This window comes from Acinetobacter sp. YH12241, from assembly GCF_013417535.1.
In the GTDB taxonomy this organism is placed as follows: Bacteria; Pseudomonadota; Gammaproteobacteria; order Pseudomonadales; family Moraxellaceae; genus Acinetobacter.
On record NZ_VPDQ01000007.1, the window covers coordinates 71,335 to 90,285 of the forward strand.

Consider the following 18,951-nt stretch of genomic DNA (forward strand, 5'->3'; position numbering starts at 1 on the left):
AGTATGAATGTGAATACAAACACTTTAAAAAAGCTGGCCAGTGGGGTTTTAATGGCCAGTTTAATGATGGCAGGTGCTGCACCCACATGGGCTGCCAATCCTGCCAATCCGAATAAAGTCTTAAAAACGGTCTTTCCTGCGGCTGAAACCGGTTTCGATCCCGGTTATATCCATGATCGTTATTCGGCCAAGATTAACTCGGCGATTTTCGAAACTTTATATACCTATGATTATCTGGCCTCACCAGCGAAACTGGTGCCATTGACTGCGGTAGATATGCCTCAAGTCAGTGCAGACGGTTTGACTTATACCATTAAAGTTAAAAAGGGCATTTACTTTGCGGATGATCCGGTCTTTGGCGGTAAAAAACGTGAACTGACCGCCTACGACTATGCCTATTCTCTAAAGCGTCTCTTAGATCCAAAACTTAATTCACCAAATAGCTGGTTACTGGATGGCCGGATCAAAGGGCTGGAAGCATGGACAGCCATGGCGAAAAAAAATGGTAAAGTCTATGAAAATCCATTTGAAGGCATTCAGACTCCAGACCGCTATACGCTGGTACTCAAGCTGAATAATCCGGATCAGAACTTTCCGATGTTGCTGGCCCACGGTCCAGCTGCCGCAGTTGCACGCGAAGTCATTGAAAAGTATAAAGACAAAGCTGGCTGGGTGATGAGTAAGCCGGTCGGTACAGGGCCTTATGTGCTTAGCCGCTGGACACCGGGATCACGCATTATCTTAAAGCCGAATCCGGCTTACCGTGGTTTTGTCTGGAATTATAAAGCCAATAGTGCAGAAGACCAGGCGATTGTCAGTGCGATGCAGGGCAAAAAAATGCCTCAAATCGGCACCATTGATGTGCGTGTGATTGAAGAAGCACAATCACGGATGTTGTCATTCAAGAAAAATGAACTGGATCTGGTGGAAATCGACGGCGATCTGGTCGTGCAGGCATTGGATGGTGACAAGTTAAAACCTGAGCTGGTCAAGCAAGGCATCAAGCTTTCACGCATGTTGGAGCCATCGATTAACTACCATTACTGGAATATGCAAGACCCGGTGGTGGGTGGCTTTACGCCAGAAAAAATAGCCTTACGTCGTGCGATGGCAATGGCTTTTTCTGTTGAAAACATGATTAGCGTATTACTAAAAGGAGATGGCGCAAAACTGCACATGCCTATTCCGCCAGGAGTTGCAGGCTATTCACCCGCTTATAAAACCAGTACGCCATATTCGGTCAAGGCAGCCAACATGTTGCTGGATCGCTATAACTACAAGATCGGTGCGGATGGCTGGCGGAGAACTCCTGAAGGCAAACCTCTGGTGATTGAACTGATTACGGCCAATACCAGTCGTGGTCAGCAACAGGGCGAATTCTGGAAAAAGACCCTAGATAATATTCATATCAAACTGACCAGTAAGGCCATGCCATTTGCTGAAGGCATTAAGCTGGAAAAGCAATGTAAAACCATGTTTAAAAGCTCTGCATGGATTGCCGATTATCCGGATGCTGACAACTTCATGCAGTTGTTCTATGGCAAAAACGTCAATGTCACCAATAATGCCTGCTTCAAGCATGCGGAATATGACCGTTTATATGAACAAAGTCAGAGCATGCCACCGGGTCCTGAACGGGATCTGGTTTATCGCAAAATGACCCGTATTCTAGAGGTCAATATGCCAACCATGATGCTGTATAGCACTTACCGTAATGCATTAGCGCAACCTCATGTTATTGGACACAAGTCCCATCCGATTCTGTCCACAGAATGGATGTATATCGATATTGATACTAAAAAGTAAGAAAAAGCTGGAGATGATGATGACATTAAAACACTTGAAATTTACTACACTCTGTCTGGCGATGATCGGGGGATCTCAAACCGTCATGGCAGAGACCCAAACCCAGCTTTTGCCTTTATTCAAGGCAGCAGAAATTCCGGCATTGTGCGATGCCAATCTGGATAAAATGCAAAAAGATATCCAGACATTTGAAAGCCAGAAAATCAAAAATAAGGCTGAAGCCCGTCCTTATCTGGCAGCTTGGGATACATTGCAGGCATCGATTGGTGATTTTGTTTCACCTATCGGTTTATATAGTAATGTCGATCCTGATCCAGCCTTGCGTCAGGCGGCAGATGACTGTGAGCTGAAAATCAGTAAATACCTGACTTCCATGTATCAGAGTCCAAAACTGTATGCCCAGTTTAAGAAACTAAAAGCCACAGATCCGGTCGATGAGAAATTCCTGAAAGATATTCTGAATCAGTTTGAAAAAACCGGGGTACAACTCAGCGCAGAGAAGCAGAAACGTCTGAAGGAAATTATTGAAGAAAGTACCAAACTGGGGCAGGACTATTCCAAGAATGTACGTGATAACCCTGAAAAAGTTGAATTCACTGTTGCAGAGCTGAAAGGTTTACCTGAGAGCTATATCGCCGGTTTAAAGAAAAATGAAAAGGGCAATTATCTGCTCGGCTTCGACTATCCGGAATATCAGCCATTTATGGAGCTGGCAGAGAGTGATGAAGCTCGTAAACGTTATCAGACTGCCTATACCCGCCGAGGGACTGAGAAAAACCTCGAATACATGAAAAAGGCTATTGATCTGCGTTATGAACTGGCCCAGCTATTCGATAAAGACAGCTATGCTTATGTTGCCTTAAAAGATCGTATGGCCAAAACCCCAGAAGCAGTCAATAGTTTTCTGGATGAGGTCTATGCCAAAGTTGCGCCATTAGAAAAGCAGGATGTTGAAGAATTACGTCAGTTCAAGGCAGAAACCTTAAAAATTCCGCTGGAAAAAGCAGAGATTGAGCGCTGGAGCCAAGGCTACTGGAGTGAAAAACTGCGTCAGGCCAAATATAAGGTGGATCAGGAAAAACTGCGTGATTATTTCCCGACTGAAGCGGCTCAAAAATGGTTATTTGCCGTATCCTCCGATTTATATGGGATTGAATTCAAGCCGGTAAAAGTCAAAGCCTGGCACGATGAAGTTGAATACTATGCCGTGCATGACAAAGCCACCGGTGAGTTTATGGGCGGACTTTATGTCGATAAATATCCACGTGAAGGCAAATATGGCCATGCTGCAGTCTGGGGCGTTTATGGTGGCAGCCGTTTAAATCATCGCCGTCCGGTCTCTGTTTTGGTGACCAACTTCAACCGTAAAGGTCTGAACAGTAATGAGCTGGAGACTTTTGTACATGAAATGGGTCATGCGCTACACGGAATATTATCGAAGACCCGTTATACCGAGCAGTCAGGTACATCGGTAGAGCGTGACTTTGTTGAAGCACCTTCGCAAATGTATGAAGAGTGGGCGCGCCGTTTCGAGACTTTATCTAAAGTAGCAGATTACTGTGAACCTGCTTGTCCTCGTGTCGATGAAGCCATGACCGAGCGCTTAAAGAATGTGAAAAATTATGGTCGCGGCCTGCATTATGCCCGTCAGACTTTATATGCTCAGTACGACATGGCCCTGCACGGTAAAGATGCGAAAAGTATTGATCCATTAAAACTCTGGCAAGATATGGAAAGTAAAACTGCATTGGGTTCTGTTCCAGGTCAGCAATTCCCGGGTCAGTTCGGACACTTGATGGGTGGCTATCAGGCGGGTTATTACAGCTATATGTGGTCTGAAGTGCTGGCACTCGATATGTTGTCTGCTTATGGTGACCATCTGATGGATCCAAAAGTCGGCATGCACTATCGCGAGACTGTACTGGCACAAGGCGGACAAAAGCCGGGCGATCAGATGGTTAAGGATTTTCTGGGCCGTGATCCGGACAGCAAAGCTTTCTTTAATGAAATTTCAGGACATTAAGTCAAGGAAGGAAAGCGATGCTGGCATATATTATTCGAAGGATTTGGCAAATGATCCCCACCATGCTGGGGGTGATTCTGCTGATATTCCTGTTATTTAACTGGGTCGGGGGAGATCCGGCCTATATCCTGGCCGGTAAAATGGCCAATGCTGAGCAGATTGAAAATATCCGCCAGCAGCTCGGGGTCGATCAACCTTATTACGTACAACTGTGGATTTTCATCCAGCAGATTTTGACCTTTGATTATGGCGTGAGCTGGAGTACCGGTGAGTCGGTATCCCAGATTATTACCACGCGTTTGGGGCCATCACTGACCATTTTGATTCCACTGACTATCCTGCAAACGATTGTTTCAATCATTCTGGCGCTCGGGGTGGCTTCAGTGCGTGGTTCGCTGACTGACCGCATGATCATGATGCTGTGTACCATCGGTATGTCGATCAGTATTCTGGTCTATATCATCGTATTCCAGTACGTCTTGGCTTATGAACTGAGCTGGTTCCCGGTACAGGGCTGGAGCGATAACTTTACTGAAAATTTATTCAAATATGCACTATTGCCAGTATTAATCATGCTGGTGGTGAGTATTGCACCGACTTTACGTCTCTACCGCAGTTTTGTTCTGGATGAAGTCAATCAGGATTATGTCCGTACCGCACGTGCCAAAGGTCTGGGCGAAAGCCGCATTCTGGGCGTGCACGTACTGCGCAATGCTTCGATTCCAATCATTACTGATGTCATGGCGGGACTTCCGGCTTTACTGATCGGTGCTTTCCTGATTGAACGTTTCTTCGGTATTCCTGGCATTGGCCGTGAAGTGATTATCGCAGTTGAACGTTCTGACTTTCCGGTAATTAAAGCGATTACGGTCTATGTTGCGGCTGCGACCATGTTATTTAACCTGATTGCCGATCTGATCTATAAATGGGTCGATCCACGTGTACAGTTGAAGTAGGTGAATTATGCTGAGTGCGATATTTAAAAAAGAGCAACATGCTTCAGCAGTGCCTGAGTCTGCTTCAACCGGATTATGGCAGCTGGCGTTGCGTCGTCTGAAACGTGACCGCATTGCGATGTTCTCCCTATTTGTGGTGCTGTTTTATCTGCTGATGTTGCTGCTTTCCATGACAGGTATGATTGCCAAGGACTGGAATAAGGAAGTGGCGGTGAGTTATGCACCCCCAAGTTTTATCTATACACCGTCTGTACCTGGAGCTGCAGGTGAAGATCAAAGTACTGAATCTGCCGTAGTGCCAGTTAATCCAGTTGATCCTTTAAAAGATGTGATTGCAGAACTGGAAGCAGAAATTGCTGCTGAACAGGGCGCAGGTGTGATTGATTATTATGGTGTAGTCGATCCACTGGCTGAAGATATGAAAGCCATTGATCAGGAATTAGGGGGTCAGTTACTGGATCAGAGTAGTGAGCTTAAACAGAGCCTGTTCTTTGGCGCAGATAAATGGGGTCAGGATGTACTACTGAAAACCATTAAAGGTGCAGAAACTTCGATTTTAGTTGGCCTGATTGCTGCGCTGGTTGCGGTGGTGATTGGTACAGTACTTGGTGCGATTGCTGGCTATTTCGGTGGTTGGGTCGATGATGTGCTGAACTGGTTCTACAATATCTTTACTTCTATTCCTTATCTGTTGCTGGTGTTAGCGATTGCAGCAGTACTGCAACAAAAAGGGATTTTATCGATTATCCTGATTTTGGGTCTGACCGGCTGGACCGGGGTATTCCGCCTGGTTCGTGCGGAATATATGAAGCATACTGCACGTGAATATGTACTGGCAGCGAAAGCCATTGGGGTAAGCAATATGCGCCGTATCTTCGTGCATATTTTTCCGAATGTCAGTCATATCGCTTTGGTTCAAATGTCCATTCTTGCAGTGGCCTTTATCAAGTCCGAAGTCATTCTCAGCTTCTTAGGCTTTGGCGTACCGATTGGTGTGGTGTCATGGGGTAGTATGCTGAATGAAGCGCAAAGCGAGCTGATTTTAGGCAAATGGTGGCAGTTGACTGCGGCATCGGTGGCGATGGCGGTACTGGTGACAGCTTTCTCAATGTTTACTGATGCATTACGTGATGCATTAGATCCAAAACTGAAATAGGAGCGCAGCGATGTCTGAAATGAATCCAAGCACAGCACCCGCGTTACTTCGCGTAGATAACTTACGTGTCAGTTTTAAAGGTGAAAATAAACAATATGTGGAAACGGTCAAAGGAATTTCATTTGAAATTCCGGCCAATACCACAGTGGCGTTAGTCGGTGAATCCGGAAGTGGTAAATCTGTAACTTCATTAGCAGTGATGGGACTTTTGGCGCCAGAAAATTCTAAGGTCGCTGAAGACAGTCAGATCCTGTTTGAAGGTCGGGACTTATTGAAACTTAAGTCGAGTGAAATGCGTCAGATCTGTGGCAAAGAAATTGCCATGATCTTCCAGGAACCGATGTCCTCATTAAATCCGGTGTTTACCGTAGGCATGCAGATTTCTGAAATTCTACGCCTGCATTTGGGCATGAATAAAAAGCAGGCCCGTCAAAGAACATTGGAACTTTTGCAGGAAGTCGGTATTCCTTCACCGGAAACCAAGATTGATGCTTATCCAAGCCAGTTGTCTGGTGGACAGCAGCAACGGGTGATGATTGCCATGGCTATTGCCTGTGAACCGAAACTCTTGATTGCTGATGAACCAACGACGGCATTAGATGTGACTATCCAGAAACAGATTCTGGACCTGCTTGAATCCTTGCGTCAGCGCCGTCAAATGTCGATGTTATTCATCAGTCATGACCTGGCGGTAGTTGGTGAAATTGCGGATCAGGTCATTGTAATGCGTTATGGCGAGATTCGTGAGCAAGGTTCGGTGACAGAAGTCCTGAACAATCCTCAGGATATTTATACCCAAGCCTTGTTGCATTGCCGTCCACAGCTGTCGCACCGTCCTTTGCGTTTGCCGGTGATTAGCGACTTTATGAAACAGGATAGTCTGGCGCATGACCTGCATGCGAACGCTCCGCTACAACAGGAACGTTCCCGTGGTTTAAAAGGTAATGAAGAGATCATTCTCGATGTACGTGATCTGAAAAAATCCTTCTATAGCCGTAAAGGCCTATTTGGAAAAGATGAATTTCAGGCTGTGAAAGGCGTGTCTTTTCAGCTGGCTAAAGGCAAAACCTTAGGGCTGGTTGGGGAGTCAGGTTCTGGTAAAACCACGATTGGTTTGCTCCTGATGCGACTGCAACAAGCTACAGGCGGCAAGGCGTTATTTCAGGGTAAAGATATCTTGTCGATGACTGAAAAAGAGTTTACGGCCTATCAGCGTAAAATCCAGATCATTTTCCAGAACCCTTATGCTTCTTTGAATCCGCGTTTTACCGTGGGACAAATCCTGATGGAGCCGATGCAGATTCATCATATTGGCAAGGATGATGCAGAACGTAAACAGATGGCACTTGATTTATTAGAAAGGGTCAGCTTACCGGCTCAGGCCTTCTATCGCTATCCACATGAGTTTTCAGGTGGCCAGCGTCAGCGGATTGCAATTGCACGCTGTCTGACCTTAAAGCCTGAGATTTTGATCTGTGATGAATCAGTGTCCGCACTGGATGTATCCGTACAGGCGCAGGTACTGAACTTATTGCAGGATTTACAGGATGAATTTGGTCTGAGTTACATCTTTATTTCGCATGATTTGTCAGTGGTGAAATATATTTCTGATCAGATCATGGTGCTAAATCATGGTGATCTGGTGGAAATTGCCAACTCAGATGATCTGTATCAGTCTCCGCAACACGACTATACCAAGCGTCTGTTAAGTGCGATTCCTCAGGGTATTCCGCAGTAACTTGCTAAAGTACGAAATAAAAAATGTCCACATTGCTGGGCATTTTTTTATGACAAGAATTCACTTTTAGGAAATAGAAGGGAGATACCCGCCTTTTATATCGGGTTCTATTGAGAAGACTAGGGATAGATAAAATTAGGTCATTATTATTGTTCCTGCAAAAAAAAGAGCCACCGAAGTGACTCTATCTTATTCAAAGCCTAGAACTTTTTAAAGCCTTTATTCGCACCATATAAACCGCGTGGTGCATTACCTTCACGGTTTTCGCGGCGGCCAAACTGGTTGTCTTCACGGTTGTCACGACGTGCAAACTGGGTGCCATTCTGGTTTTCACGACGACCAAAGCCTTGATCATCGCGACGTTCACGGTTGTTGTATTGCGGCTGCTGCTCATCGGTATCACGGCGTTGCTGACGCAGGTAACCACCACGGCGCGCTGCCATTGGTTTTTCCTGCATACGCTCATTACGACGTTTCGCCATGCCGAATAAGCCGGTACCTTGACGCGGTTTCAGCTCAACTGATTTGGTCAGGTTATCGATATCCTGTTTATCCAGTTCAATCCAGCGACCTGTACGAAGTTCACGTGGCAGAATCACGGTACCATAACGGGTACGTAATAAACGGCTGACTTTCAGGCCTTGTGATTCAAAGATACGACGAACCTCACGGTTACGACCTTCTTTCACGACAACTTGATACCAACGGTTGATCCCGTCACCACCCAGTTCAGAGAATGATTCAAACTTCGCAGGACCATCATCTAGCACCACGCCTTTCAGCATGTTGTTTTTTAGTTGAGGAGTCACTTCACCCATGACACGAACCGCATATTCACGTTCGATTTCATTGGATGGGTGCATTAAACGATTCGCCAGTTCACCGTCATTTGTGAACAGTAACAGACCGGTCGAGTTAATATCCAGACGGCCGACCATTACCCAGCGATCGCCTTGAATTGATGGCAGGTTGTCAAATACTGTTGGACGCTGTTCAGGATCATTACGTGAACAGATTTCGCCTTCTGGCTTATAGTAAATCAGGACACGACGACGGATTTCGTCTTCGATCTGGAACTGCACTTTACGACCATCGATGCGAAGCTCATCACCCGGTTCGATTCGTTCACCCACTTGGGCAATCTGCCCATTCACACTCACACGACCTGCGGCAATGACTTCTTCCATATAACGGCGAGAACCCAAACCAACACGTGCAAGCACCTTTTGCAACTTTTCACTCATGACAGCATAACCTTAGAAATAATTATTCAACAGTTCACCTATTTATGACTTCGGTGCATTCGCATCGAGCGCCATAAAAGCTTCCTTGGCATCCTGCAGGGGAGGCAATTGGCCTAAAGAATTTAAGCCAAACGCATTTAAAAATTGTGGCGTTGTCACTAACAACGCAGGTCTTCCAGGGAGTTCACGAAAGCCGGATTCTTTAATCCAGTTCCAGTCAAACAGCGTACGCAAAATCTGACTGTTATTCGTGACACCACGAATTTGTTCAATATCAGCTCGGGTCACTGGCTGATGATAAGCAATCACCGCAAGCATCTCCAGTAATGAAGGTGACAGGCGTGTCGGTCGCTCGGGCCAGGTCTGTGCAATAATATTACGATATTTTACACGCACTTGAAAACGGTAACCTTGCACAGTTTCAACCAGTTCAATAGAACGGCCATGCATCAGCATGGAAAGCTGCTGTAAATACTGGCGCAGCTCCTGCTTGCTATAGCGATCCTGAAATGCTTCTTTCAGTCGAGCTAAGGAAACTGGGGAGTCACTGGCAAAAATAATGGCTTCCAGCTGCATCAGAATTTCATGCAGATTATCTTCCGCAGACAAGGAGATATTATGGTCTGTGTTCATGCGTGTGCTCCTTGAATTGCGAGCGGTGCCTCAATGCCTGAGGCAATAATTTGAATTTTTTGCTGGCGGGTGAGTTCCAACACGGCCATAAAGGTCACGACTACACCCATGCGTCCCTGACTTGGCTTGAGTAATTTATCAAAAGATAAGACTTCACCAGATTCCAGACGGCTTTCAATATAGGCAATCCGTTCTTCCAGTAAAACAGGCTCCTGTTGCACCTGATGAATGACCGGTTCAGGACGGTTAAAGACGCAAAGCAAGGCATCACGCAGCAGATCAGCACTATGGCCTTCATTGGGTTGGATAAACTTGCCTAAGTGAACATTGGTCTCAAAGGTATCACGTTCCAGAATCGTCATCTGACCCAGACGTTCTGCAGCCTGCTTGATCCGTAAATAATTTTCCAAGCGCTCAATCAGGTCTTGTTTTGGATCCTGTTCAACCGCAGCCACGCTTTTCGGTTTAGGTAACAATAAACGAGATTTGAGATCGGCCAGTAAAGCAGCCATCACCATATAATCCGCGGTTAGTTCAATATTCAGGGATTTCATCGCATCCATATAGGACAGATATTGGGAGGCAATGGGCGCGATATCAACCTGTAACAGGTCAAAACCATTTTTCTGGATCAGGTAGATTAAAAAGTCGAGGGGGCCTTCAAAATGTTCTAACAGAATTTCAAACGCTGCTGGAGGAATATACAGATCCTCTGGAATCGTATTTTGCCATTCATCCAGAACCCGGATGTTTGGAGCAGATTCCATAGCGTTATGGGGCATTTGAGTCATTACAATTATAAGCCACGCGAATTTTCAAAGGCATGAAATGGCTTATTCCCCGAGCTCTTGTCAGGAGAAAAAGCACATAATTTAGTAGTTGGCATTGTACTGGAAAATTGTCGTTAAATAAAATAGATATGCATTCAAAAGCAAAAAAACCATATTTATTTTAGGAGAAATTTTATTTTTTTAATTGGGTAAAATGCACAAGTCTGATATTAAACAGCATATTAGCTAAAATTAAATACAATATAGTCTGGGTGGCTTAAGAAACTGTAACTTCATATAGAAAATTTTTAAAAGATTCTCAACACCTATTAAATAGTGACTGAGTTAAAGCTCATCAGGAAATATGTGATAAAAATAAGAAAAAACAGTTATCTATCGCCTAAAAAATAAACTAATATAGCCAAAAAAATATTGATAAATAACAATCATAGATCAGGTTAATTATAAAAATGCCAATCATACTTGTGTTAATCGGCGTCATCGGCTTAGGGGTATTCTGGGGCTATCCTCAATATCAGCTCATGCAGCTTGAAAATGAAATGCGTACCAATCTGAAGTCTGGCGGCTTTTCCAGCTTTGTCGAGCAGGCCAAACCAGTGATGCAGGCCATGAAACTGGATTTTAGCGTACTGGACCAGTATCCTCATATTCGTTTCTATATGCGTAATACGCTTTATACGGGCAAAGATTTACCCGACGGTGTTACTGCAATGGTCAAAACCATGAGCTGTAATTCTATTGATTCTTTTAGGACTATGGAATCCACAGCCCGGACTGCGTTATTGAATGTGCTTGAAGAGGATCAAATCACTTTTCATGTTTCAGTCAAAAACAGGTTTGGTGCTGAACTTGCAACTCATCAGCAAAAACTGTCGGAATGTCCAAACTTCTTGCAGTTAAAACATTATAAAGAAGGTGATCCGTTACCCCCAATGCCAAGTTTGAATAATCAGGTTCCTTCGATTGCACCAGCGGTCAGTACATCTACTCAGGAGCGTGCAGCGAGCTATTAAATCCTGGCATGCGTGATAAGGTTATTTTAATTCTGCTCTCGTAATACATATTCGATGATACGTTGGCAGGTAGCTGCCAGACAAACATTGCTTGTTGAATAAACTTGTAGAAGTTTTCTTGCCATCGCGATCTCAAGAAAGTATGAGTATTCAATATTGTTGATATTCAGATTTAATTCTGGCTTGGAATTTTTATCGATAGATATTGCCTTGGATTCCAGTGTCCAAGGCAATTCAGCATAGATCAGATGATCGGCAGGAAATTCATTCAGGTTCAGGAGGATATAAAACAAATCCATTTTATTTTCTTCTGAGACTTCATTAGAAGCAGCTTTATTTATTCAAAAGCACTGACATCACCAACACCACGACGAATCACTTCAGGCTGATCTCCTGATAAATCCACAATAGAAGTCGTACTTAATGTGCCTAGTCCACTGTCGATAAACACATCAATACGCTTACCAAGCTGCATTTCAATGTCATAAGGATCATCTAAAGGATCCGTCTGGTCTGGCAGGATGAGCGTTGAAGTGAGCAGCGGTTCGCCCAGCTCTTGAAGCAGCATCTGACACACAGGATTGGTAGGGATACGCAAACCAATGGTTTTTTTCTTTGGATGCATTAAACGTTTAGGCACTTCGCTGGTTGCCGGAAGAATAAACGTGGTCACAGCAGGTGTATTATTTTTCAGCAAACGATAGACGGCATTGTCGACTTTGGCATAAGTCGCAAGATCGGATAAGTCACAGCAGATAATGGCATATTGGTGCTTAGGTCCTAGACCACGAATCTGTGCGATTCGCTCCATCGCATGTTTATTCCCGATCTGGCAGCCAATAGCATAGGCTGCATCGGTCGGATAAACCACAACATCACCGGCACGAATACGTTCTACTGCCTGACTGATCAGACGAGCTTGCGGATTATCCGGGTGTACACGTAAATGCAGCATAAATATTCCTCCCAACCTGCCCTAAACTTATTATGAAATGCCTTTGTATAAAGTAACAATGACAAACAGGTAGATTTGTGTAATTTAATCAAGCATTTCACGTTGAAATTCATCAGATTGTAAACTTTTGCCCGCACGGGTGCAGACACAGATACAATCAATGAAGCGTTTGGCATCACGCGGCAGTTTGGCTTCGCCACTAAAATAACGTTGCACCTGGGCATAGACATTATCTTTAAAGCTGGAGCCATCACCACCATCGCCGGTTAAATTGTCCAGGGACACACGGAACTTACGACCAAATGCTTTGGAAAACATCCATTCAATCGCTTGTGGTTTGATTTCGACCTGCTCAAATAATGCCTGCTGTTCCTTGGTGCGGCCATCTGGTGCATACCAGTAGCCCAGATCTGGCAGCAGACGGCGCTTATCACCGGCAATGGTCCAGTGACTGATTTCATGCAGGGCACTATTAAAGAAGCCATGCGCAAACTGGATCCGGGCAGGGGCATCATCTGTAGCCGGGAAATACTCTGGTTCAAACTCACCACGGACTAAAGTGACATTTAGGTGGGAAAACCAGTGATTAAAGTGTAAGATGAGCCAATCAACCTGTTCCGCTTCTGAGGATAAATTCGCCCACGGTAAGCGTTGCACTTGCTGTAGTGAGCTGTCAGAATCGGAGGTTGAAAGTGTGCTAACGAGTGATGAAACATTCACTTCTGTTTGCGGCTGCAACAGATGCATGACTGAAATTACCCAATTGGTCTGTCTAAAAATAAGTACAAAATTGTATCTTAATCTTTGACAGAGTTCTGATGAATTTGTAGAATTGCCGCCTTAATTATGTCAGCAAATACCTTTCCGGCACAGATTGAGCCGTTTAAATGGGCTGAACAGGGCTTTAAATGGTCAGGTCAACTGCCTTTATCCCGCTTTGTTCGTATTGCTCGTGAAGCTGTTGGATCAATTGATGATCAATTGATTAACATAGACTGTAAGCTATCAATGGATGCCTATCATCGCATTGCATGGTTGGATGGTCATGTTGAAACGAAAGTTCCAATGGAATGCCAGCGTTGTCTGGAGACCGTTGAAATCGAACTCGTTTCAGATTTTCATCTAGCTCTTGTGGATGATGAGTCACTGATAGAGCGCTTGGATGAGGATGCTGATTTCATCGTCTTAGGTGAAAGTGAAGCAACGACGAAGGGTTCATATGATGCACCTGCCACCGCTGACTTACTCGCACTGATAGAAGATGAATTGTTATTGTTGATGCCGCTGTCTCCTAAGCATGACGTTTGTGAGCATAAGCATCAACCTGCCGCAGAAGAAGTTGTTGAAGAAAAACGGGATAATCCGTTTGAAGTTTTGGCAGCTTTGAAGGGTAAACTTAACTAATTTTTGTGTTATACTCATACGTATAAGACAATCGAATTTGTTCTGATCCATTTTTTCGATATTTGTAAGGAGCCATCATGGCCGTTCAGCAAAACCGTAAAAGTCGCTCTCGCCGTGACATGCGCCGTTCACATGACGCTTTAACTGAGAATGCATTAACTGTAGACCAAACTACTGGTGAAACTCATCGTCGTCACCACGTATCTAAAGATGGTATCTACCGTGGTCGTCAATTATTCGCTAAAGCATCTGCTGAATAATTGATGATGTATTAAGCGTTAAAGCTTAGTAGAAAAAATGGGAGCGTTAAGCTCCCTTTTTTTATGCCTGATTTTATCTCTTGGTTTTGTGGTCATCATGTGAAGTCGCGGTTTTTGTTGTATTTGGCAATTACCCAAGCCAAAATTACGTGTTAAATTGCGCTCCACAATGGGTAAGGTGATCTGATCGGCCAATTTTTAGGTCTAAGAAAAGATTCGCACCTCTTGAATGAAAGGATTTATTTATGTCTGCTAAACAACTCGAACAAGCAGCTCAAGCAACTAAAACTGCATTTGTGTTCCCAGGTCAGGGTTCACAAAAAGTCGGCATGCTCGCTGAACTTGCAGAACAGTTTAGTGGTATCCGCGATACATTTGCTGAAGCATCTGAAGCGGTGGGTTTTGATCTGTGGCAGATTGCACAGACGGGTGAAGGTCTGGATCAAACCGAATTTACTCAACCGGTACTATTAACAGCATCTATCGCTTTATGGCGTGTATGGTTAGAGCTGGGTGGAGTAGCACCAAAATATATGGCGGGCCATTCACTCGGTGAATACAGCGCGTTAGTTGCAGCGGGTGCTTTAAGTCTGGGTGATGCAGTCAAGCTGGTGAACCTGCGTGGTAAGTTGATGCAAACTGCTGTACCTCAAGGCGTAGGTGCAATGGCGGCGATTCTGGGTCTAGATGATGCCAAAGTGATCGAGCTTTGTGCACAAGCAACAGCAGCAGGCGAAGGTTCAGTTGAAGCAGCCAACTATAATGCTCAGGGGCAAGTCGTAGTTGCTGGTAATAAAGAACGTGTAGAAGCCGTGATGGCACTGGCCAAAGAAAATGGCGGTAAAGCGATTGCACTGTCAGTTTCAGTTCCTTCACATTGTTCACTGATGAAACCTGCCGCTGAGCAGTTTGCAACAGCTTTGGAACAAACTGCCATTGAGATGCCACGCATACCTGTATTACAAAATGTAGGCGCAAAAGTAGCTGCGGACGTGACTGAACTTCGTCAGGCTTTGACTGAGCAGCTGTATGAGTCAGTACAATGGACCAAAACACTACAATTCCTTCAAGATGAAGGCGTTGAGTACATTGTAGAATGTGGCCCAGGTAATGTACTGGCCAATATGGCAAAACGTTTACCGAATATCGAAAAAGCACTTCCATTAGATACTCAATCTCGTCTGGAAGATGCGCTTAACACCGTATTGGTGGCAGAAGGGAAAATTGCATGACACAGGAACGTAAAGTTGCCTTGGTGACAGGTGCAAGCCGCGGCATTGGTGCTGCAATTGCACAACAATTAATTCAAGACGGTTATTTTGTCGTAGGTACTGCAACTTCTGAAGCGGGTGCAGAGAAACTTAACGTACAATTTGCTGAACATGGTGCCGGTAAAGTTTTAGATGTACGTGATGGTGCTGCGATTGATGCACTGGTCAGCGATATTGAGCAAAACTATGGTCCTGTGCTGGTACTGGTGAATAATGCCGGTATTACCAAAGACAATCTGTTATTGCGTATGTCGGAAGACGACTGGGATGATATTTTAAACATTCATCTGAAAGCCGTTTATCGTTTATCTAAACGTGTGCTGAAAGGTATGACTAAGGCACGTTTCGGCCGTATCATTAATATCAGTTCTGTGGTGGCGCATTTTGCTAACCCAGGTCAGGCAAACTACTCTGCAGCAAAAGCAGGTATTGAGGCATTTGGTCGCAGTCTGGCTAAAGAAATGGGTAGTCGTCAGATTACTGTCAATGCTGTTGCACCAGGCTTTATCGCGACTGAAATGACTGAACAGTTAAGTGAAGAAATTCGCAAGAAAATGAGTGATCAAGTGGCTTTAAACCGTTTAGGTGATCCACAAGATATCGCGAATGCCGTAAGTTTCCTGGCATCGGACAAAGCCAGTTACATTACAGGTACAGTCATTCACGTTAATGGTGGTTTATACATGAGCTAAACGGCACATGTATTAACTTTCCAAATTTTATAGATTCAATTAAACTAACGGCATTAAAAACGCCACAAGCAATGAGGAGAATTCCTGTGAGCGATATCGAACAACGCGTTAAACAAGCGGTTGCAGAACAACTTGGTATTAAAGTCGAAGAGATTAAAAACGAAGCATCTTTCATGGATGACTTAGGTGCTGACTCTCTAGACCTGGTTGAACTTGTTATGTCTTTCGAAAATGACTTCGACATCACTATTCCTGATGAAGATTCTAACGAAATCACAACTGTTCAATCTGCTATTGACTATGTTACTAAAAAACTTGGTTAATGCTGATTTTCAGCTTTGCTGAACCTAAAGACCACCGCAAGGTGGTTTTTTTGTGCCTGTAGAATAGAAATAGGGTGATTTTACAATCGATAACCTTTTGCTTACCAATGACTAACTTTGTATCTGCTGCTTTCCTTGTACAAATAAGAATGATCTGATGAATAACAAGAATGGAGTCCACTATGGGTCTTTTTGATTTTGTAAAAGGCATTGGTAAAAAGAACACTGCAGCTGCGGAACCACAACAGACACCGGCAGCAACTCAGCAAGCGCCTGCAGCTGCACCTAAGGCAGCACCGGCTGAACCTTCTGCACAGGAAATAGCGAACAAATTATTAGGCCATGTTAAAAGCCTAGGACTGCCAATTACAGGATTGTCGATCAGCTATAACTCAACCTCAGATCTGGCAACCGTACGCGGACAGGTACAAAGTCAGGCGGATCGTGAAAAGATTATTTTAGCGGTAGGAAATGTTGATCATGTCGCTAAAGTGGATGACCAGCTGACTGTAGCGAATCCGGAACCTGAAAGTAAGTTCTATACGGTTAAATCGGGTGATACCTTATCTAAAATTTCGAAAGAATTTTATGGTGATGCCAACCATTACAACAAGATTTTCGAGGCAAATCGCCCTTTACTGAAAAATGCGGATGATATTTTCCCGGGTCAGGTACTACGTATTCCTGCCTAGTTTTAGATAATCATCAATATAAATTAATAAAATTTTATTTTAAACTTATCTAATTCAGATAAACGGTTCACAACAAAGCCCCTTATGGGGTTTTTGTTGTATCTACCACTTGAACCCTTGTCAGAATTAGATTCCTACATCCAGATATGAACTTTCCTTTACTTCTTCCATAACCACATAACTATGTGAGGAAGCAGAAGATGGGAGCTTTTTTAATAAATCCCCAAGCAGACGCCGGTAAGCACTCATTTCCTTTAGGCGTGCTTTCACCAGATAATCAAAATCTCCCGAGATCAGATGACATTCCAGCACTTCAGGAATTTCACTTAAGTCACGCGCGACCTGTTCAAATACATCGCCCGATTTGGCAGAAAGTTTGATTTCCAGAAACACTAACAGGTTCTTTTCCAGCTTTTCCGGATTGAGCCGGGCATGGTAACCCATGATGATTCCATCGCGTTCTAGCCGCTTCACTCGCTCGGAACAGGGTGTGGTGGAGAGGTTGACTCGGGAGGCAAGTTCACTAATGGCAATGCGTCCATCGCGCTGCAGGATATCTAAAATCATGCGGTCTATGCGGTCTAATTTACGCATCTATTATTCCCTTAATTTTTAAAAATGACGCGAAAAATCTAGTGAATTTGCTGAATATATCAGTTTAAAACAGTGAAATTCACTATTGATCCAAAAATATACTGGTGAAATAAACTATAAACGTCATTGAGGGTAATGTCATGCGCGTAATTGTATTAGGTGGTGGTGTCATTGGTGTAACAAGTGCCTACTATCTTGCGCAGCAGGGAGCAGAAGTGACTGTCCTTGACCGTCAGGCAGGTCCAGCTGAAGAAACCAGTTTTGGTAATGCAGGCCAGATTTCTCCTGGTTATTCGACACCGTGGGCAGCACCTGGCATTCCATTTAAAGCAGTGAAATGGATGTTTCAGCATCATGCACCATTGGCGATTAATGTTGATGGTAGTCTGTGGCAGTTACAGTGGATGGCCCAGATGCTGAAAAACTGTAATGCTCAGCATTATGCAGTGAATAAAGAACGTATGGTGCGGGTCGCTGAATATAGCCGTGACTGTTTACGTAATCTACGTCGTGATATCGGCATCTCTTATGAAAACCGTTCTAAAGGAACCTTGCAAATTTTCCGTAAGGAAGCACAGCTCGATGCAGTGCAACGTGATATCGAAGTGCTGAAAGAAACCGGCGTGGATTTTGAATTGCTGGATCGTGAACAGCTAGCCAAAGTTGAACCGGCACTGGCAGAAGCTAAAGATAAACTGGTAGGTGGTTTGCATCTGCCAAATGATGAAACTGGTGATTGCTACCTGTTCACCAATGCGCTGGCCAATTATGCCAAAGGCATGGGCGTACAGTTCAAGTTTAACCAGCATGTTGAAAAACTGCTGTTTGAAGGTGACCAGATTAAAGGTGTGCTGGTCAACGGTCAGGTATTGACCGCAGATAAATATGTGCTGGCTTTCGGTAGCTATTCCCGTGATTTCCTGAAGCCGTTACACCTGGATCTGCCGGTGTATCCGGTTAAAGGTTATTCATTGACCATTCCAATTGTGGATCAGACTCATGCACCGCAATCGACTGTGCTGGATGAAACTTACAAGATTGCATTGACTCGTTTTGATCAGCGCATCCGTGTCGGTGGTATGGCAGAGCTGACAGGCTTTAATTTGGGTCTGAATGAAGATCGTCGCGCAACCTTGGAAATGGTCACTCGTGACCTGTTCCCGGGCGGCGATATGGCGCAGGCCAGTTTCTGGACCGGCTTACGTCCAATGACCCCGGATAGTACGCCAATCATTGGACCAACACGCTTTAATAACCTGTTCCTGAATACTGGACACGGTACCCTAGGCTGGACCATGGCCTGTGGTTCAGGAAAGCTGATCAGTGATCTGGTACTGGGTCAAGCACCTGAGATTAGTACTGAAGGCTTGTCGCTGAATCGTTATCAGCAGGTTGCTTAA

Annotated in this window: 20 protein-coding genes; 13 read left to right on the forward strand and 7 right to left on the reverse strand. The window is 44.5% G+C overall.

Going from position 1 to position 18,951, the window contains the following annotated elements; translation table 11 throughout:
- The first annotated feature begins 3 nt into the window (after nucleotides 1-3).
- Genes FTV18_RS06095 through FTV18_RS06115 form a run of 5 tightly spaced genes read left to right on the forward strand, consistent with a single transcriptional unit; the run spans nucleotide 4 to nucleotide 7,679 of the window.
- Nucleotides 4-1,806 (forward strand): ABC transporter substrate-binding protein, encoded by a 1,803-nt coding sequence (locus tag FTV18_RS06095; protein WP_159123536.1) that lies wholly within the window; start codon nucleotides 4-6, stop codon nucleotides 1,804-1,806.
- A gap of 19 nt (nucleotides 1,807-1,825) precedes the next feature.
- Nucleotides 1,826-3,829, forward strand: coding sequence for a M3 family metallopeptidase (locus FTV18_RS06100; RefSeq protein WP_180017053.1), 2,004 nt, complete (start codon nucleotides 1,826-1,828; stop codon nucleotides 3,827-3,829).
- 17 nt (nucleotides 3,830-3,846) lie between these two features.
- Nucleotides 3,847-4,785 (forward strand): ABC transporter permease, encoded by a 939-nt coding sequence (locus FTV18_RS06105; protein ID WP_004783323.1) that lies wholly within the window; start codon nucleotides 3,847-3,849, stop codon nucleotides 4,783-4,785.
- Nucleotides 4,786-4,792: 7 nt separating this feature from the next.
- Nucleotides 4,793-5,941, forward strand: a complete 1,149-nt coding sequence (locus FTV18_RS06110) for an ABC transporter permease (RefSeq protein ID WP_180017052.1) — start codon at nucleotides 4,793-4,795, stop codon at nucleotides 5,939-5,941.
- A 10-nt stretch (nucleotides 5,942-5,951) separates the two neighbouring features.
- The gene (locus tag FTV18_RS06115) at nucleotides 5,952-7,679 is read left to right on the forward strand and encodes an ABC transporter ATP-binding protein (protein ID WP_034701592.1); all 1,728 of its coding nucleotides are present in this window, start codon (nucleotides 5,952-5,954) and stop codon (nucleotides 7,677-7,679) included.
- 200 nt (nucleotides 7,680-7,879) lie between these two features.
- Here FTV18_RS06115 and rluB read toward each other — a convergent pair whose 3' ends face one another.
- The 3 genes from rluB to FTV18_RS06130 are packed head-to-tail and all read right to left on the reverse strand — an operon-like array spanning nucleotide 7,880 to nucleotide 10,347.
- Complete coding sequence (rluB, locus tag FTV18_RS06120; protein ID WP_004783318.1) at nucleotides 7,880-8,923, reverse strand: 23S rRNA pseudouridine(2605) synthase RluB; 1,044 nt, start codon at nucleotides 8,921-8,923, stop codon at nucleotides 7,880-7,882.
- Nucleotides 8,924-8,965: 42 nt separating this feature from the next.
- A complete protein-coding gene (scpB, locus tag FTV18_RS06125) occupies nucleotides 8,966-9,556 on the reverse strand; it encodes an SMC-Scp complex subunit ScpB (protein WP_004783317.1) in 591 nt (196 codons plus the stop codon).
- Nucleotides 9,553-10,347 (reverse strand): ScpA family protein, encoded by a 795-nt coding sequence (locus tag FTV18_RS06130; RefSeq protein ID WP_180017049.1) that lies wholly within the window; start codon nucleotides 10,345-10,347, stop codon nucleotides 9,553-9,555. Before FTV18_RS06130 ends, scpB begins: the two co-directional genes overlap by 4 nt.
- Nucleotides 10,348-10,796: 449 nt before the next feature.
- Between FTV18_RS06130 and FTV18_RS06135 the strand changes: the two genes are divergently transcribed.
- Entirely contained in the window at nucleotides 10,797-11,360 is a 564-nt protein-coding gene (locus FTV18_RS06135; RefSeq protein WP_179992874.1) for a hypothetical protein, read from the forward strand.
- 26 nt (nucleotides 11,361-11,386) lie between these two features.
- Here the strand turns inward: FTV18_RS06135 and FTV18_RS06140 are convergent, their stop codons facing one another.
- From FTV18_RS06140 to FTV18_RS06150, 3 genes are all read right to left on the reverse strand, one after another.
- Nucleotides 11,387-11,659 (reverse strand): hypothetical protein, encoded by a 273-nt coding sequence (locus FTV18_RS06140; RefSeq protein WP_125278773.1) that lies wholly within the window; start codon nucleotides 11,657-11,659, stop codon nucleotides 11,387-11,389.
- A gap of 38 nt (nucleotides 11,660-11,697) precedes the next feature.
- Nucleotides 11,698-12,315, reverse strand: a complete 618-nt coding sequence (locus FTV18_RS06145) for an L-threonylcarbamoyladenylate synthase (protein WP_004783309.1) — start codon at nucleotides 12,313-12,315, stop codon at nucleotides 11,698-11,700.
- Between the two features lie 84 nt (nucleotides 12,316-12,399).
- The gene (locus tag FTV18_RS06150) at nucleotides 12,400-13,062 is read right to left on the reverse strand and encodes an elongation factor P hydroxylase (RefSeq protein WP_159123541.1); all 663 of its coding nucleotides are present in this window, start codon (nucleotides 13,060-13,062) and stop codon (nucleotides 12,400-12,402) included.
- A gap of 99 nt (nucleotides 13,063-13,161) precedes the next feature.
- On the opposite strand from FTV18_RS06150, the gene FTV18_RS06155 reads away from it, so the two are divergent.
- From FTV18_RS06155 to lysM, 6 genes are all read left to right on the forward strand, one after another.
- Nucleotides 13,162-13,719 (forward strand): DUF177 domain-containing protein, encoded by a 558-nt coding sequence (locus tag FTV18_RS06155; protein WP_004783305.1) that lies wholly within the window; start codon nucleotides 13,162-13,164, stop codon nucleotides 13,717-13,719.
- A gap of 77 nt (nucleotides 13,720-13,796) precedes the next feature.
- Nucleotides 13,797-13,979 (forward strand): 50S ribosomal protein L32, encoded by a 183-nt coding sequence (gene rpmF, locus FTV18_RS06160; RefSeq protein WP_004783304.1) that lies wholly within the window; start codon nucleotides 13,797-13,799, stop codon nucleotides 13,977-13,979.
- Between the two features lie 245 nt (nucleotides 13,980-14,224).
- Nucleotides 14,225-15,211, forward strand: coding sequence for an ACP S-malonyltransferase (fabD, locus tag FTV18_RS06165; RefSeq protein ID WP_180017047.1), 987 nt, complete (start codon nucleotides 14,225-14,227; stop codon nucleotides 15,209-15,211).
- Nucleotides 15,208-15,942 (forward strand): 3-oxoacyl-ACP reductase FabG, encoded by a 735-nt coding sequence (gene fabG / locus FTV18_RS06170; RefSeq protein ID WP_159123542.1) that lies wholly within the window; start codon nucleotides 15,208-15,210, stop codon nucleotides 15,940-15,942. The genes fabD and fabG overlap by 4 nt, the downstream gene beginning before the upstream one ends.
- 86 nt (nucleotides 15,943-16,028) lie before the next feature.
- Nucleotides 16,029-16,265, forward strand: a complete 237-nt coding sequence (gene acpP / locus FTV18_RS06175; protein WP_004783299.1) for an acyl carrier protein — start codon at nucleotides 16,029-16,031, stop codon at nucleotides 16,263-16,265.
- Between the two features lie 182 nt (nucleotides 16,266-16,447).
- On the forward strand, nucleotides 16,448-16,957 hold the full coding sequence (gene lysM / locus FTV18_RS06180; protein WP_180017045.1) for a peptidoglycan-binding protein LysM: 510 nt from the start codon (nucleotides 16,448-16,450) through the stop codon (nucleotides 16,955-16,957).
- Between the two features lie 126 nt (nucleotides 16,958-17,083).
- Here the strand turns inward: lysM and FTV18_RS06185 are convergent, their stop codons facing one another.
- The gene (locus FTV18_RS06185; RefSeq protein WP_004783295.1) at nucleotides 17,084-17,551 is read right to left on the reverse strand and encodes an Lrp/AsnC ligand binding domain-containing protein; all 468 of its coding nucleotides are present in this window, start codon (nucleotides 17,549-17,551) and stop codon (nucleotides 17,084-17,086) included.
- A gap of 140 nt (nucleotides 17,552-17,691) precedes the next feature.
- Here FTV18_RS06185 and FTV18_RS06190 point away from each other — a divergent pair, with 140 nt between their 5' ends.
- Nucleotides 17,692-18,951 (forward strand): D-amino acid dehydrogenase, encoded by a 1,260-nt coding sequence (locus tag FTV18_RS06190; protein WP_034701616.1) that lies wholly within the window; start codon nucleotides 17,692-17,694, stop codon nucleotides 18,949-18,951.

Bases quoted from the DNA above. Each gene is read 5' to 3' on its own strand.
- FTV18_RS06115 (WP_034701592.1), top strand. From the start codon at position 5,952: ATGTCTGAAATGAATCCAAGCACAGCACCCGCGTTACTTCGCGTAGAT.
- scpB (WP_004783317.1), bottom strand. From the start codon at position 9,556: ATGAACACAGACCATAATATCTCCTTGTCTGCGGAAGATAATCTGCAT.
- FTV18_RS06130 (WP_180017049.1), bottom strand. From the start codon at position 10,347: ATGACTCAAATGCCCCATAACGCTATGGAATCTGCTCCAAACATCCGG.
- FTV18_RS06105 (WP_004783323.1), top strand. From the start codon at position 3,847: ATGCTGGCATATATTATTCGAAGGATTTGGCAAATGATCCCCACCATG.
- fabG (WP_159123542.1), top strand. From the start codon at position 15,208: ATGACACAGGAACGTAAAGTTGCCTTGGTGACAGGTGCAAGCCGCGGC.
- FTV18_RS06150 (WP_159123541.1), bottom strand. From the start codon at position 13,062: ATGCATCTGTTGCAGCCGCAAACAGAAGTGAATGTTTCATCACTCGTT.
- lysM (WP_180017045.1), top strand. From the start codon at position 16,448: ATGGGTCTTTTTGATTTTGTAAAAGGCATTGGTAAAAAGAACACTGCA.
- FTV18_RS06100 (WP_180017053.1), top strand. From the start codon at position 1,826: ATGACATTAAAACACTTGAAATTTACTACACTCTGTCTGGCGATGATC.
- FTV18_RS06140 (WP_125278773.1), bottom strand. From the start codon at position 11,659: ATGGATTTGTTTTATATCCTCCTGAACCTGAATGAATTTCCTGCCGAT.
- FTV18_RS06095 (WP_159123536.1), top strand. From the start codon at position 4: ATGAATGTGAATACAAACACTTTAAAAAAGCTGGCCAGTGGGGTTTTA.
- FTV18_RS06185 (WP_004783295.1), bottom strand. From the start codon at position 17,551: ATGCGTAAATTAGACCGCATAGACCGCATGATTTTAGATATCCTGCAG.
- FTV18_RS06190 (WP_034701616.1), top strand. From the start codon at position 17,692: ATGCGCGTAATTGTATTAGGTGGTGGTGTCATTGGTGTAACAAGTGCC.
- rpmF (WP_004783304.1), top strand. From the start codon at position 13,797: ATGGCCGTTCAGCAAAACCGTAAAAGTCGCTCTCGCCGTGACATGCGC.
- FTV18_RS06145 (WP_004783309.1), bottom strand. From the start codon at position 12,315: ATGCTGCATTTACGTGTACACCCGGATAATCCGCAAGCTCGTCTGATC.
- FTV18_RS06155 (WP_004783305.1), top strand. From the start codon at position 13,162: ATGTCAGCAAATACCTTTCCGGCACAGATTGAGCCGTTTAAATGGGCT.
- rluB (WP_004783318.1), bottom strand. From the start codon at position 8,923: ATGAGTGAAAAGTTGCAAAAGGTGCTTGCACGTGTTGGTTTGGGTTCT.
- FTV18_RS06135 (WP_179992874.1), top strand. From the start codon at position 10,797: ATGCCAATCATACTTGTGTTAATCGGCGTCATCGGCTTAGGGGTATTC.
- fabD (WP_180017047.1), top strand. From the start codon at position 14,225: ATGTCTGCTAAACAACTCGAACAAGCAGCTCAAGCAACTAAAACTGCA.
- FTV18_RS06110 (WP_180017052.1), top strand. From the start codon at position 4,793: ATGCTGAGTGCGATATTTAAAAAAGAGCAACATGCTTCAGCAGTGCCT.